Source organism: Stenotrophomonas sp. X, from assembly GCF_055721025.1.
Map to the genome: position 1 here is coordinate 1823794 of NZ_CM146756.1, position 12620 is coordinate 1836413.

Annotated in this window: 14 protein-coding genes; 8 read left to right on the forward strand and 6 right to left on the reverse strand. The window is 66.5% G+C overall.

What is annotated here, in order from left to right:
* Nucleotides 1-53: 53 nt before the first annotated feature.
* The gene (locus ACZ75I_RS08425) at nucleotides 54-1340 is read left to right on the forward strand and encodes an alpha/beta hydrolase family protein (protein ID WP_472958959.1); all 1287 of its coding nucleotides are present in this window, start codon (nucleotides 54-56) and stop codon (nucleotides 1338-1340) included.
* 53 nt (nucleotides 1341-1393) lie between these two features.
* Here the strand turns inward: ACZ75I_RS08425 and ACZ75I_RS08430 are convergent, their stop codons facing one another.
* The 3 genes from ACZ75I_RS08430 to ACZ75I_RS08440 are packed head-to-tail and all read right to left on the reverse strand — an operon-like array spanning nucleotide 1394 to nucleotide 2636.
* Nucleotides 1394-1852, reverse strand: coding sequence for an SRPBCC family protein (locus tag ACZ75I_RS08430; protein ID WP_472958960.1), 459 nt, complete (start codon nucleotides 1850-1852; stop codon nucleotides 1394-1396).
* Nucleotides 1853-1854: 2 nt separating this feature from the next.
* Nucleotides 1855-2169 carry an ArsR/SmtB family transcription factor gene (locus ACZ75I_RS08435; RefSeq protein ID WP_005416268.1) on the reverse strand — a complete coding sequence of 105 codons (315 nt, stop codon included), beginning with the start codon at nucleotides 2167-2169 and terminating at the stop codon, nucleotides 1855-1857.
* 11 nt (nucleotides 2170-2180) lie between these two features.
* Nucleotides 2181-2636: an SRPBCC family protein gene (locus ACZ75I_RS08440; RefSeq protein WP_472958961.1), complete on the reverse strand. Its 456-nt coding sequence runs from the start codon at nucleotides 2634-2636 to the stop codon at nucleotides 2181-2183.
* Between the two features lie 233 nt (nucleotides 2637-2869).
* Here ACZ75I_RS08440 and ACZ75I_RS08445 point away from each other — a divergent pair, with 233 nt between their 5' ends.
* Entirely contained in the window at nucleotides 2870-3457 is a 588-nt protein-coding gene (locus tag ACZ75I_RS08445; RefSeq protein WP_065195952.1) for a TetR/AcrR family transcriptional regulator, read from the forward strand.
* Between the two features lie 92 nt (nucleotides 3458-3549).
* Nucleotides 3550-4050: a hypothetical protein gene (locus ACZ75I_RS08450; RefSeq protein ID WP_472958963.1), complete on the forward strand. Its 501-nt coding sequence runs from the start codon at nucleotides 3550-3552 to the stop codon at nucleotides 4048-4050.
* 11 nt (nucleotides 4051-4061) lie between these two features.
* Here the strand turns inward: ACZ75I_RS08450 and ACZ75I_RS08455 are convergent, their stop codons facing one another.
* The 3 genes from ACZ75I_RS08455 to ftrA all read right to left on the reverse strand — a co-directional run bounded on the left by ACZ75I_RS08455 (nucleotide 4062) and on the right by ftrA (nucleotide 6168).
* Nucleotides 4062-4745 (reverse strand): chemotaxis protein CheW, encoded by a 684-nt coding sequence (locus ACZ75I_RS08455; protein WP_472958964.1) that lies wholly within the window; start codon nucleotides 4743-4745, stop codon nucleotides 4062-4064.
* On the reverse strand, nucleotides 4628-5071 hold the full coding sequence (locus ACZ75I_RS08460; protein ID WP_472958965.1) for a BLUF domain-containing protein: 444 nt from the start codon (nucleotides 5069-5071) through the stop codon (nucleotides 4628-4630). Before ACZ75I_RS08460 ends, ACZ75I_RS08455 begins: the two co-directional genes overlap by 118 nt.
* A 95-nt stretch (nucleotides 5072-5166) precedes the next feature.
* The gene (gene ftrA, locus ACZ75I_RS08465) at nucleotides 5167-6168 is read right to left on the reverse strand and encodes a transcriptional regulator FtrA (protein WP_472958966.1); all 1002 of its coding nucleotides are present in this window, start codon (nucleotides 6166-6168) and stop codon (nucleotides 5167-5169) included.
* A gap of 337 nt (nucleotides 6169-6505) precedes the next feature.
* Here ftrA and ACZ75I_RS08470 point away from each other — a divergent pair, with 337 nt between their 5' ends.
* From ACZ75I_RS08470 to ACZ75I_RS08490, 5 genes are all read left to right on the forward strand, one after another.
* The gene (locus ACZ75I_RS08470; protein ID WP_472958968.1) at nucleotides 6506-9082 is read left to right on the forward strand and encodes a TonB-dependent receptor plug domain-containing protein; all 2577 of its coding nucleotides are present in this window, start codon (nucleotides 6506-6508) and stop codon (nucleotides 9080-9082) included.
* Nucleotides 9083-9163: 81 nt separating this feature from the next.
* A complete protein-coding gene (msuE, locus tag ACZ75I_RS08475) occupies nucleotides 9164-9745 on the forward strand; it encodes an FMN reductase (RefSeq protein WP_472958969.1) in 582 nt (193 codons plus the stop codon).
* Nucleotides 9746-9901: 156 nt separating this feature from the next.
* Nucleotides 9902-10264, forward strand: coding sequence for a DUF3088 family protein (locus tag ACZ75I_RS08480; protein ID WP_053462765.1), 363 nt, complete (start codon nucleotides 9902-9904; stop codon nucleotides 10262-10264).
* Between the two features lie 14 nt (nucleotides 10265-10278).
* Entirely contained in the window at nucleotides 10279-11256 is a 978-nt protein-coding gene (locus ACZ75I_RS08485; RefSeq protein WP_472958970.1) for an MsnO8 family LLM class oxidoreductase, read from the forward strand.
* Between the two features lie 18 nt (nucleotides 11257-11274).
* Complete coding sequence (locus ACZ75I_RS08490; protein ID WP_472958971.1) at nucleotides 11275-12618, forward strand: LLM class flavin-dependent oxidoreductase; 1344 nt, start codon at nucleotides 11275-11277, stop codon at nucleotides 12616-12618.
* The last annotated feature ends 2 nt before the right edge of the window (nucleotides 12619-12620 follow it).

The window sequence follows — 12620 nt, forward strand, 5'->3', positions numbered from 1 at the left end:
CTAGGCTGCGCCCGGCGCCTGCGCGACGCGGGTTCACTGTAATGGGGACGGGCATGGAAGGGTGGAAGAGTCGTTCGTTGTTGAGCGCGGTGCTGGTGTGTTCGGGCCTGCCGGTTGCAGCCGCCGAGCTGTGCACGGTCAGTGCCTACGGTGACGGGCAGGGCAACATCGTGGTGCTGGGCGCACCCGCCGCGGCACCGGCCACGGGGCAGCGTTATCTGATGCTGGACGGGCGACGTGGCGCCACCGGCGATGCCAACGCGCCGGTGAGCTGCAGCGGCGATGTGGTCAGCTTCAGGTCGCCTGCGGGGGCCACGCAGCGCTGGCAGCGACTGCCCACCCGCGATACCGATGCAACTTTCACCAGTGCCGGAACCAAGCTGGTCGGGCAGTTGATCGAACCCGCCGGTCCGGCCGATCCCAAGCGGCCGCTGGTGGTGCTGGTCCATGGCTCGGAACGCACGATGGCGGTGGCGGCGATCTACCAACGCATGCTGGTGGCGCAGGGAATCTCGGTGTTCGCCTACCAGAAGCGTGGCACCGGCGATTCGGAAGGCGAGTACACGCAGAACTTCGAGCTGCTGGCCGACGACGCGGCGGCGGCGCTGGCGAAGGCGCGTGAACTGGCCAAAGGCCGCTTCGGCCGTGCCGGCTACTTCGGCGGCAGCCAGGGCGGTTGGATCGCGCCGCTGGCGGCCACGCGTTCGCAGGCGGATTTCGTGGCGATCGGTTTCGGGCTGGTGGTCTCGCCCATCGAGGAGGACCGCGAGCAGCTGTTCGATGAGGCACGGCGCATGCAGCTGGATGCGGCGGCGTTGGCGCAGGTCGGGCAGCTGTCAGAGGCCACCGCGCAGCTGATGCGCACGCATTTCAGTGAAGGTTTCGAGGCGCTGGCGAAGGTGCGTGCGCAGGTGGGTGCCGCGCCGTGGGCAAAGACCATCAGTGGCGAATACAGCGGCGATATGCTGCGCATGAGCGACGCCGACCTGCGCAGGATCGGTCGCGCGCGCTTCGATAACCTGGAGCTGATCTGGGACTACGACGCCGAGGCTGCGCTGCGCCGCCTGAAGGTGCCGTTGCTATGGGTGCTGGCCGAGCAGGACCGGGCCGCACCGATTGCGGCCACGCGCACCATCCTGGGGCGCCTACGCGCGTCAGGACAGCCGATTGAGACCTACCTGTTCCCCGACACCGACCATGGCATGGTCGAGTTCCGCACCGATGCCGAGGGCAACCGCGTGTCGACGAGGATCACCGACGGCTATCTGCGCCTGCTGGCGGATTGGATCAAGCAGGATGTGCACGGACAATACGGGCGCGCGCGCACAGTGAGCGATTGAGCGGATGGTGGCGCAGGCGGCGGATGGCGCTCCGCCGCCGATAGCGGCACGACTCAGCTCGGCTTCGCAAACACATCCAATCCCTTGCCGGTCTCCAGCAGCGACTTCAGGCTCGACAGCACGATCGGCCAGCCCTGGCGGATGCCGGTATCCATGCCGCTGCCGGGTTCCAATTCGTCGTGGGTGACGGTCAGCCGCACCATGTCCTGGTAGGGCACGATCTCGAAGGTGACCCGGCTGTAGGCATCGGGATTGTCGGCCTGCGAGGCGGCGGCCCAGGTGATGACCAGCCGCAAGGGCGGGGTGCTTTCCACCACTTCGCCGACCAGCTCGACCGAGCGCGTTTCGTCGGCGCGCACGTGCTGCCAGCGCGAGCCGGGTTTCCAGTCCGAGACGTTCTCGTGGCCCCAGTAACGGCGGGCGATCTCGGGCCGGGTGATGGCCTCGAACACCTTCTGTGGCGTGGAGGCGATGTAGATCACGTGGATGAAGCGGGTGGTCTCTGCGGACATCGTCATTCTCCTTCCAGTTCGCGTTTCAGGTCATGCAGCAGGCTCAGGCGCTGCTGCTCGAACTTGCGTACCCAGCGCTCGTAGACTTCATGCAGCGGCACCGGGTTGATGAAGTGCAGCTTCTCGCGGCCACGGCGCACCGTGCTGATCAGGTTGGCGTCTTCCAGAAGGCCAAGGTGCTGGGTGACCGATTGCCGGGCCATGTCCAGGTGTTCGCAGAGCTGGCCCAGGGTCTGGCCGTTGTCTTCGCAAAGCAGGTCCAGCAGCGTTCTACGCGTGGGGTCGGCCAGTGCCTTGAACACCTTGTCTGCATTCATGCGGGGCGTCTTCAGTTCCAGTTGTCGATGCTGATGTCGTGTGGATTGGGCTGACCCTTGCCGGTTTCCAGCAGGGCCTTGAGGCTCAGCAGGAAGACCGCCCACTTGGTGCTGCAGTGGGAGGTGAACTCGACGCGTTCCTTCCAGCCTTCGTGGGTGAACAGGACGATGCAGTAGTCGCCTTCCTGCTTCAGCGCGAAGCGCACGTGGGTGCCGATCCATTCGGCAGGGCCGACCAGGAACTTCCAGAGCACGAGTTCGCCGGGAATGAGCTGTTCGAGCTGCATTTCCATGGCGCCTATTTCCTGGTCGTTGTTCGTGAAGCGCACCCTGACCGTGCCGCCGGTATCGCGGTCGCCATGGGTGTCTTCGGCCCACCAGGCGGCGACGCCTTCAGGGGTGGCCAGTGCTTGATACACCTGGCTTGCGGGGGCCTTGATGCCGACCCGGTGTGCGATATCCGCCATTGCAAGTTCCTCGCATGGGCCGGCAGGCGCCGCCCTTGAGTGGACTATATGCAGGTAAACACCTGCATGTCAAAACCGGCCACGAACGCCCGGATGTGGTAGTGCCGGCCGCTGGCCGGCATCCCGGTGGAGTTGGGTGCGTGCAGTTGCCGGCCAGCGGCCGGCACTACCAGATGCTGCCCACCCGGCTGCGGGGAGTTGACAGCGCTTCAACCTACTAGTAGGTTGGCTGCATGAAAGAGTCGCTCTCGCCCAAAGCCCAGGAGATCCTGGCCCACGCCCGTTCGCTGCTGGAGGCCGGTGGCTACAACGGTTTCAGCTACGCCGATGTGTCGGCGCGGGTGAACATCAGCAAGGCCAGCATCCATCACCACTTCCCCAGCAAGGCGGACCTGGTGCGCACGGTGGTTGAGCTGTACCGGGCCGAGGCGCGCGAAGGCCTGGCGCTGCTGGACCGGCAGCTGGACGACCCGCTGCAGGAGCTCAACGCCTATGTGGACTACTGGTCGAGCTGTATTGCCGGTGGCACGTCTTCGTTCTGCATCTGCGCGATGCTGGCGGCAGAGGCGCCGATGATCCCTGCGGAGATTGCCGAAGAAGTACGCGGGCATTTCGAGGATTTGAGTGGCTGGTTGGCGCTCACGTTGGAAAAGGGCGCGGCGCTGGGTCAACTGCGCCTGCAGGGTCCGGTGGCCGATGAGGCCAGGGCGTTCATGTCATCGGTGCATGGCGCGATGCTGGCCGCGCGCGGTTTCGGCGATGCGGCGACGTTTGCTGCGCTGGCACGGCTGGCCATCGCGCGGGTGAGCGCGGCTGCCTGATAGATGTGTGGTGGGCCTGCGGCAACGTAGGCCTTTTCTTTGATTCAGAAGTCTACCTACTAGTAGGTTCAATCAACCCTTGGAGATGTTCCATGTCGCACTCGCTGTCCACGCTGGGCGTGATCCACACGGCCGTCAGCCTTGTACCGGTGTTCGCCGGCCTGTATGCCTTCATTCGCCATCGCGCGATCGACCCCGCGACACGCTCCGGCAAGCTGTACCTGCTCGGGCTGGTGCTGTCGGTGGCAACGTCGTTCACCGTCTCCAGTACGGGTGGGATCAACCCGGGCCACGCATTCGGGGTGATCGTGCTGCTGGTCGCCTTCGGCGGCGTGCTGGCCGGCCGGCTGCGCTGGCTGGGGCGCGCAGCGCGTTACCTGTCGACCTTCGCGCTGTCGTTCAGCTTCCTGCTGTCGCTGGTGCCAGGCGTGAATGAAACGCTGACACGGTTGCCGGCAGCGCATCCGATTGCTGCGGCGCCGATGGCGCCGGTGGTGCTGCACACGTTGCTGGGATTGGCGGTGGTGTTTGTGATCGGCTTTGCCGCGCAGTGCTGGCGCATGCGGGTTCAACCGGTTCGCAGGCGCCCTTGAGCAGAGGCGCCTTAGTCCCGCACCGCGAGCGCGGCCAGCAGCAACTGCGGTTCGATCAGCGCAGCCGAACGTGTGGCATCCACCCGAACGTGCCGGCTGCAGAAGTTGAACGGTCGACCCTGCGCCGGCGAGGCTGCGTCTGGAGATGCGTCCGGTGTTTCGATTTCCAGCACTTCATCTACTGCCAGCGCCAGGGTTGCGGTGCCGGCGCTGATCAACAGCATGGCTGGGCTGCCGCCATCGAATGCCGGTTGCCCGCTGAGCCTGCGCAGGTCGGCCACCGGCAACGGCTGCCCCCGTACCTCCAGGCTCCGCCTGCCATGCTGGTCCGCAGGGCCGAAGGTCTCGGGGCCGCGTATTTCCACGGCCACCTGTACGTCGATCGCGAACAGGGCGGTGCCTGCACGCAGGACGACAACCTCGAACAACTCGGCGGGCGAGGGACGTGTTTCCGTTGAAGGTTGAGCAGGTACAGGCATGCTGTGGATCTGGCAGGAACGATGGGTAACGCGGCTTGAATGATGACGTGCGCAGGGGAGCACGCGGCCGCGTGGGACTACGCGCGCAAGGCGGCGGTTCAGCTGGATCCGGCGGGCGCATGGTCGATACCGAGCGGGCCGATGCGCGGAAAGTGCGGACGCAGCAGGCCGACGAGCTGATCCATGCCCGGAACGGCATGGCCAAATTCGTCCCATCGCGCATTGACCAGGCCGGACACCATGATCTGCCCGGTGTCGATGCGGGTCATGGCCCAATAGGGAACAGCACGCGCGCTGATGGCCATGTCCAGTACCGGCACGACGGCAGCATGCGATCGACTGTCATGGATGCGGTGCTTGACCGCCTCCAGGCCGTCGGGCGGACCTTCGACGTACTGGAAAAACCGCTGCCCGTCGACGAGCAGCGCTCCGGTGACGTCCACGCGACGGTTGAACGTGGCAGAGCGGGAGACGATCTGCCGGAGCATTTCATCGGAAAGCCCAGCCGACATGTGGCTGGAGTAGGCAAATGCGTGGAGCATGGAAGGGGCTTCTTGTGACGCCCATCACTATACGTGGGGCGCCGTAGCCTGCCGTGAGCCTTTCCTCACGCATCACCGGGGAGTGATGCGTTGGATCAGCAGCCCACCAGCCGGTCCGCGCCAATTCCGCCGCGATGCTGGCTGCGGTATTCGGTAGGACTGGCGTCCACCTGGCCGCGGAAGTGCCGGCGGAACGACTCCTGCGAACCAAAGCCGGCCTGCTCGGCAATCCACTGCAGCGGCCGGTCGGTGGTTTCCAGCAGCTCGCGCGCGAATGCCACGCGCTCGCGGATCAGCCAGTCGATGGGTGACAGGCCGGTGGCTTCCAGGAACTGCCGCTGCAGCGTGCGCTGGCTGAGGGCCGCCTGCTCGGCGAGGCTGCCGAGCGAGTGCGGCTCGCGCAGGTTGCGGCGCATCCATTCCATCAGTTTTGCCAGACGCGAGGGCTCGCCATGGGGAATGGCGCGGCTGACGCGCTGGCTGCGCCCGGCATCACGCCATGGCGCCAGTACCAGCCGCTCGGCCACCAGGTTGGCCACGCGCGCGCCGTAGTCCTTGCGCACCATGTGCAGCATCATGTCCATGCCGGTGGCCGAGCCGGCCGAGGTGATGACGTTGCCGGTATCGACGTACAGCACGTCTTCGCGCACATCGATGCGTGGGAAGTCGCGCGCCAGCGCTTCGGTGAGGCGCCAGTGGGTGGTGGCCTGGCGGCCATCGAGCAGCCCGGCCCAGGCCAGCACGAAGGCGCCAGAGCAGATCGAGGCGATGCGCGCACCACGCGCGTGGGCGCGGACGAGTGCATCGAGCAGCGCCTGTGGCGGACGCTCGCTGGGTTCGCGCCAGCCGGGAATGACGATGATGTCGGCGTCATCAACAGTGCTGAGATCGTAGGGCAGCTGCACCTGTGCATTGCCGAGCATGCGCAGTGCACCGGGTTCACCCGCGCACAGCTGGGTGCGGTACCAGGCCACGCCCAGTTCTGGCCGCACCGGTGCGAACAGGCCAACCGCGCAGCCGAATTCGAACAGCCCCTGGCCGTGGCAGGCGACGATGGTGACGAGCGGCGCGGTGGGATCGGCGGGTGGGCTGGGCATGGCTTGATGCTACGGGTGCAGATGCGTGGCGCTGCGTGGTGCGCGGGCATGAGGTGATGCCGGGCAGGTATATGGAGCGGTCGCTCCCTTCCTGTAGACCCGCGCCCACGCTCGGTTCAGTGCCGGCGGGGTGGATGCATCTGACGCCGTCGCGAGGAGCAGCCGAGCGTGGGCTCGGCTCTACAGGCAGCCGCGCACCGTTGCGGCCGCCTAACGTCATTACCAGCGGTCATGTGGGTGGCCGGATGTTACGGCTGGGTGACGCGATCGCGCCTGTCGCGGTGGGTGAACAGGCCCTTGAATGGAAGCGTGTTTCCGACCCACCCCCACGAGCCCCATGCCTGCTGCCCACGCCCCTGTGCTGAACACTCTCGCCGTCCTGATCGCCAGCGTTCTGGCCGCATCGCCTGGCCATGCGGCTGATGCCGATGCGGATCCTGCTGCCACCGCTGCAACGGCCAACGTGGCAGCGTCCACGCTGGATGCGGTGGTCGTCACCGGGTCGCGCACCAGCACGCGCACGGTGAAGAACAGTTCCACCCCGATCGATGTGATTTCCGCAGAGGACCTTGCTGCAACTGGCCAGGGCAACCTGCTGGAAGCGTTGCAACGTTCGCTGCCGTCGCTGAGCCAGATCGGCGGCTACCAGAGCGACCAGGAGAGCCTGATCCGTGGCTACCAGCTGCGCAATCTCTCGCCGGGTTACACGCTGGTGCTGGTGAACGGCAAGCGCCGCAATGCCAGTGCCTATGTGAGTGGTGCCAACGGCGGCGGTTTCCCCGGCCATGCCTGGGCTGACCTGGCGTTGATTCCAGTCTCGGCGATCGACCATGTGGAAGTGCTGCGCGATGGCGCGTCGGCCATCTATGGTTCGGACGCGATCACCGGCGTGGTCAACGTGATCCTGAAGTCGCAGGCGCATGGCGGTGACCTGTCGGTTGAGAGCGGGCAGAGCATTGATGGCGATGGCTCGCGCACCAGCGTGCGTGCCAACGTGGGCCTGCCATGGGGCGCCGATGGCTTCGTCAACCTGTCCGGTGAAACCACCCGCCAGCATCATGCCATCCGCAGCCGCCGCTACATCGACGGCTACCTGAGCTACCCGGCGGTGGATGCCAATGGCAATCGGGTAGCGTTGCGCCCGAACAACCGGTTGCCCGCGGGTGCGTCGCCGAACCCGGCCGAGGCCGACCGCGATGCCGAGGCCAACATCATCCTCAGTTCGCCATCGTATGCGCTGAAGGCGTTTGCGGTGAACGTGGGCCATGGCCTGGGCGAGAGCGCGCAGTTCTATGCCAATGCCACCGCCAGTGATCGCACCGCGCAGGCGATCCAGAACTTCCGCCTGCCGGCGACCATCTTCACCACCTACAAGGCGCCGGGTGTGCTGAGCGTGTTTCCCGATGGGTTCCTGCCCGTGCTGGAGACCAAGGAGAAGCAGTACACCGGTACCGCGGGCGTGAAGGGCCAGATCGCGGGCTGGGACTACGACGCAAGCCTGACCGGCAACCGCAGCACGGTACGCACCTATACCCGCAATTCGGTGAACTACTCGCTGCCGTACCCCGGTTCGCCCACCGACTTCTATGACGGCAAGCTGGACTACCAGCAGGGCATCGCCAACCTGGACCTGCGCCGTGGCTTCGAGGTGGCCGCCTTTGCGTCACCGCTGGAAGTGAGCGCCGGCGCCGAGTACCAGCATGAACAGTATGAGCGCGGGGCAGGGCAGTGGGAGTCCTACACCGGCTTCGGTGCCGCCGCGTTCGTGGGCTACTCCACCGCCGATGCGGTGAAGGCGACGCGCAACAGCAAGGCGGTCTATGTGGGTGCGGCCAGCAACATCACCGCGCGCTGGTATCTGGATGCCGCTGCACGCTGGGAAGATCATTCCGACTTCGGCAGCGTGTCCACGGGCCGACTGACCACGCGCTTCGACTTCACCGACGCGTTGGGTGTACGCGCGACGGTCAGTAACGGCTTCCATGCCCCCAGCTTGGGCGCGCAGTTCTACCAGGCCACCGGCAGCTGCCCGTGCGGCACCACGCTGGTGGCACAGGTGTCTTCGCCGGCGGCGATTGCGTTGGGTGCCACACCGCTGAAGCCGGAAAAGGCCACCAACTACAGCCTGGGCGTGACCTGGGACCCGAGCCCGGCGTTCCACCTGGCCGTGGATGCCTACCAGATCGACATCCGCGGCCAGCTCGGCCAGTCCAGCCAGATCGGTTACAACGCGCAGGACCCGGCGCGCATCACCGACAACAGCGGTACGGTGTTGAGTGCGGCGCAGAAGAACACCATCGATGCGCTGCTGGGTTCAGCCGGCATCAGCATCCTGCCGGGTGATGCGTTCTACGCCAGTTACTTCACCAATGTGGGCGATACCCGCACACGCGGTGTGGAGCTGACCCTGGAAGCAAACCAGGAAACGGCGTGGGGCAAGCTGCGCTGGAGCTATGCGGCCAACGTCGGCCGCACCACGATCCGGAAAGTCAGTGATATTCCGGCGGCGCTGCAGGGGCTGCCCAACATCAACCTGCTGACCAAATCCAGCGAGTACGCACTGCGCTTCCGCACGCCCAGCTACACCCAGGTGGCGGGCTTGGGCTGGCAGAACGGGCGCTGGCGCTCGAATGTCGACTTCACCTACTACGGCCCGATCAAGCGCCTGAACAACGGCGTGGAATACAGGCAGCCGCCGGTGCTGGTGACCAACCTTTCAGGTGCGGTGGAGCTGGGTGCGGGCTGGAGCGCGGCGCTGGGCGTCAACAACGTGTTCGACAAGCGCACGCGCAAGGTGCCGGAGTACGCGCGCAGTGCTACCGATGTGGCCAGCATCGAGACGACGTGGGATTCGGGCGATGTGCTGAGCCGGATCGGGACGTTCTGGTACGGGCGGATCAATTACCGGTTCTGAGGTGGAGCAGCCGAGCATGGCTCGGCTCTACAGAACGCGAAAGGCGGCCGGACGGGGTTCGGCATCATCGAGGAGCAGCTCATGTCTTCTGCATTGAGGGTGGTTGCAGTGGTAGGGTCACCGACCAGCTCGGCGACGTCGCGCACGTTGCTGCTGGTGCGGCACCTGTTGGCGTCGTTGCAGCAGCGGGTACACGCCAGCGTGGAGGTGGTGGAGCTGGCGCCGATCGCGCGCTCGCTGGGGCAGTCGTTGTCGCGCGATGAGGCGGAGCCTGCGGTGGAGCAGGCGCTGCAGACGATCGAGGTGGCCGAGCTGCTGGTGGTGGCCGCGCCGGTGTATCGGGGGTCGTATCCGGGGCTGTTCAAGCACCTGGTCGACTTCATCGAGCTGGAGGCGCTGGTGGATACACCGGTGCTGCTGGCGGCGACCGGTGGCAGCGAGCGTCATGCACTGGTGATCGACCACCAGTTGCGGCCGTTGTTCAGTTTCCTGCAGGCGCACACGCTGCCGATCGGGGTGTATGCCACGCCGGCTGACTTCGACGGCGAGCACGTCAGCAGCGCGGCCCTGCAGGCGCGTATCGCGCTGGCGACCGAGCGTGCCGCCGCGCATCTGGCCACGCAGGGACTGGCGCCGCCGACGCCGCTGCGGCGCATTGCCTGAGGCCATAACCGGCGGCGCTTTTCTTATGGCGAAGGCGCATCTGCATGGCCGGATCTGACCGCCGATTGTCGCCAGGCATCGCCGCCGCAACCGCTGGCATCTCTAGCATCGATATCGAAGCGGCATCGCATGGCCGCCCAAGATGAGGACACCCCAGTGACGCTCGACGCAGCAAGCAAACCCATCCTGTTCCTGCTGGACCGCGAGTTCGAGGACGGTCAGATTCCCGGCCAGCGTTTCTTCTGCCGGCACAGCCTGCTGCTGGAAGGTGCGCTGTCGAGCATCGAAGGCCTCGACGCGCAGCTGGACGTACGTCGCATCGGCTTCGCACGGCCGCGTCGCGAGGTGATCGCGGAGATTGGCGAGCAGGACCAGTCGCTGCCGAAGCTGGTGCTGCCGCAGGGCGTGCACAGCGCGCTGGCCAGTGGCGCCCACGAGGATCGCCAGTACGTCTCCGGTGCCGAGCCGATCCTGGCGGCGCTGAACGGGTTGCTCGGCATCCCCGTGGCCCATCCCTGAGCGAGGACGCGTCAATGAGCTACCTGATCAGCGTATTGGACAAGAGCCCGGTGGCCGACGGGGCCTCGCCGGAGCAGGCACTGCGCAACAGCCTGCTGCTGGCGCAGCGCGCCGAGCAGCTGGGCTATCACCGTTACTGGTTTGCCGAACACCACGCCGCGCCGACGCTGGCCAGCCCTGCGCCGGAGGTGCTGGCCGCCTGGGTGCTGGCGCAGACCCGGCGCATCCGCATCGGCAGCGGCGGGGTCATGCTGCGCCACTACGCGCCTTACAAGGTGGCCGAGAACTTCAACCTGCTGGCGGCGTTGGCGCCGGGACGTGTGGACCTGGGCGTGGGCAAGGCACCCGGCGGCCTGCCGGCATCGACCGCCGCGCTGGCGGCAGGGCGCCCGGCGTTTGCCGACTTCGACCAGCAACTGCGCGATCTGGAAGGCTATCTTTCCGGTGCCGAAAGCGAGGTGCTGGCGCGGCCGGTTCCACAACAGGCACCGGAGCGGTTCCTGCTGGGTGCCAGTCCGCAGAGCGCGCGGCAGGCGGCCGCGCTGGGCTGGCGCTTCGTGTACGCCGCGCACTTCGATGGTGACCCGAAGCACATCGAGGCCGCGTTCGATGCCTATCGCAGTGCCGCTACGCAGCCGCCGCTGCTGGCCACAGTGGCCTTTGCTGCCCCGACGGCCGAAGCCGCTGTACGTCACATCGGCGCACTGCGCGTCTACAAGCTGCACCTTGGCCCGGGGCAGACGGTGAACCTGCCCAGCCCCGAGGCGGCTGCCGAGTACGCGCGCCAGGTGGGCGTGGCCGACTTCCGCATCGAGGAAACACGGCCCAGCGTGCTGTCCGGCGACGCGCAACAGGTACGCGACGAACTGGATGCGCTGCACCGACGCTTCGGCGTGGGCGAGTTCATCCTCGATGCGCCGGTGGCCGACCTCGATGCACGCCTGACATCCCTCGAACTGCTGTCGCCTGCGCCACGCGCGGCGGTGGCCTGACCCGCAGGAGCGATTCCCATGAGCACGACCCCGCGCCACATTCCGTTCGGCATCATGCTGCAGGGCCCAGGCAGCCACATGCACGCCTGGAAGCACCCGTCCAACCCGGCCGATGCCAGCGTCAACCTGCAGTTCTACATCGACATTGCGCGCACCGCCGAAGACAACGGCATCGCCTTCGGCTTCGTGGCCGACGGCCTGTACATCAACGAAAAGTCGATCCCGCACTTCCTCAACCGCTTCGAGCCGATCTCGCTGCTGTCGGCGTTGGCCACGGCGACGAAGAAGATCGGCCTGGCCGGTACGCTGTCGACGTCCTACAGCGATCCGTTCACCGTCGCCCGTCAATTCGCCTCACTGGACCTGCTCAGCGGCGGCCGCGCCGGCTGGAACGTGGTGACCTCGCCACTGGAGGGTTCGGGCCGCAACTATGGCCGGCCACACCCGGAACATGCGCTGCGCTACCAGATCGCCGACGAGTATCTGGAGGTGGTGCAGGGGCTGTGGGATTCCTGGGACGACGACGCCTTCGTGCGCGAGCGCGACAGCGGTATCTTCTTCGCGCCGGAAAAGTTCCGCCGCCTCGACCACAAGGGCCGCTTCTTCCAGGTGGAAGGGCCGCTCAACATCCAGCGTTCGCCGCAGGGCCAGCCGGTGATCTTCCAGGCCGGTTCGTCCGACGACGGCATCGCGCTGGCCGGCAAGTACGCCGACGCGGTGTTCACCCACTCGCCGTCGCTGGAGGAAACCCGCGCGTTCACCCAGAAGGTGAAGAATTCGGCGATCGCGCATGGCCGCAGCGGCAATGACGTGAAGATCTTTCCGGGCATCGGCCCCATCGTCGGCCGTACTGCCGGGGAGGCTGAAGCCAAGTACCAGGCGATTGCCGCACTGGCAACGCTGGAGGATGCGCTGGCCTATCTCGGCCGGTTCTTCGACCACCACGATTTCAGCCAGTACGATCCGGACGCGCCCTTCCCGGAGCTGGGTGACATTGGCAGCAATTCGTTCCGCTCCACCACCGACCGCATCAAGCAGGATGCGCGTGAGAAGGGCCTGAGCCTGCGCCAGGTGGCATTGGAGGCAGTGAGCCCGCGACCAAACTTCATCGGTACACCCGAGCAGGTGGCCGATGAGCTGATCCGCTGGTTCGATGCCGGTGCCAGCGATGGCTTCATTCTCGGCTTTGCCGCGCAGCGCGAGGGCCTGGACGATTTCGTGACCCAGGTATTGCCGATCCTGCAGGCGCGGGGCTACCACCAGCGCGCGCTGGAAGGGCAGACGCTGCGCGAGCATCTGGGCCTGCCGTACAAGGCCAGCCGGTATGCGACCGACGCCGAAGCGGCGCGGAAGGTGGGGTAGGG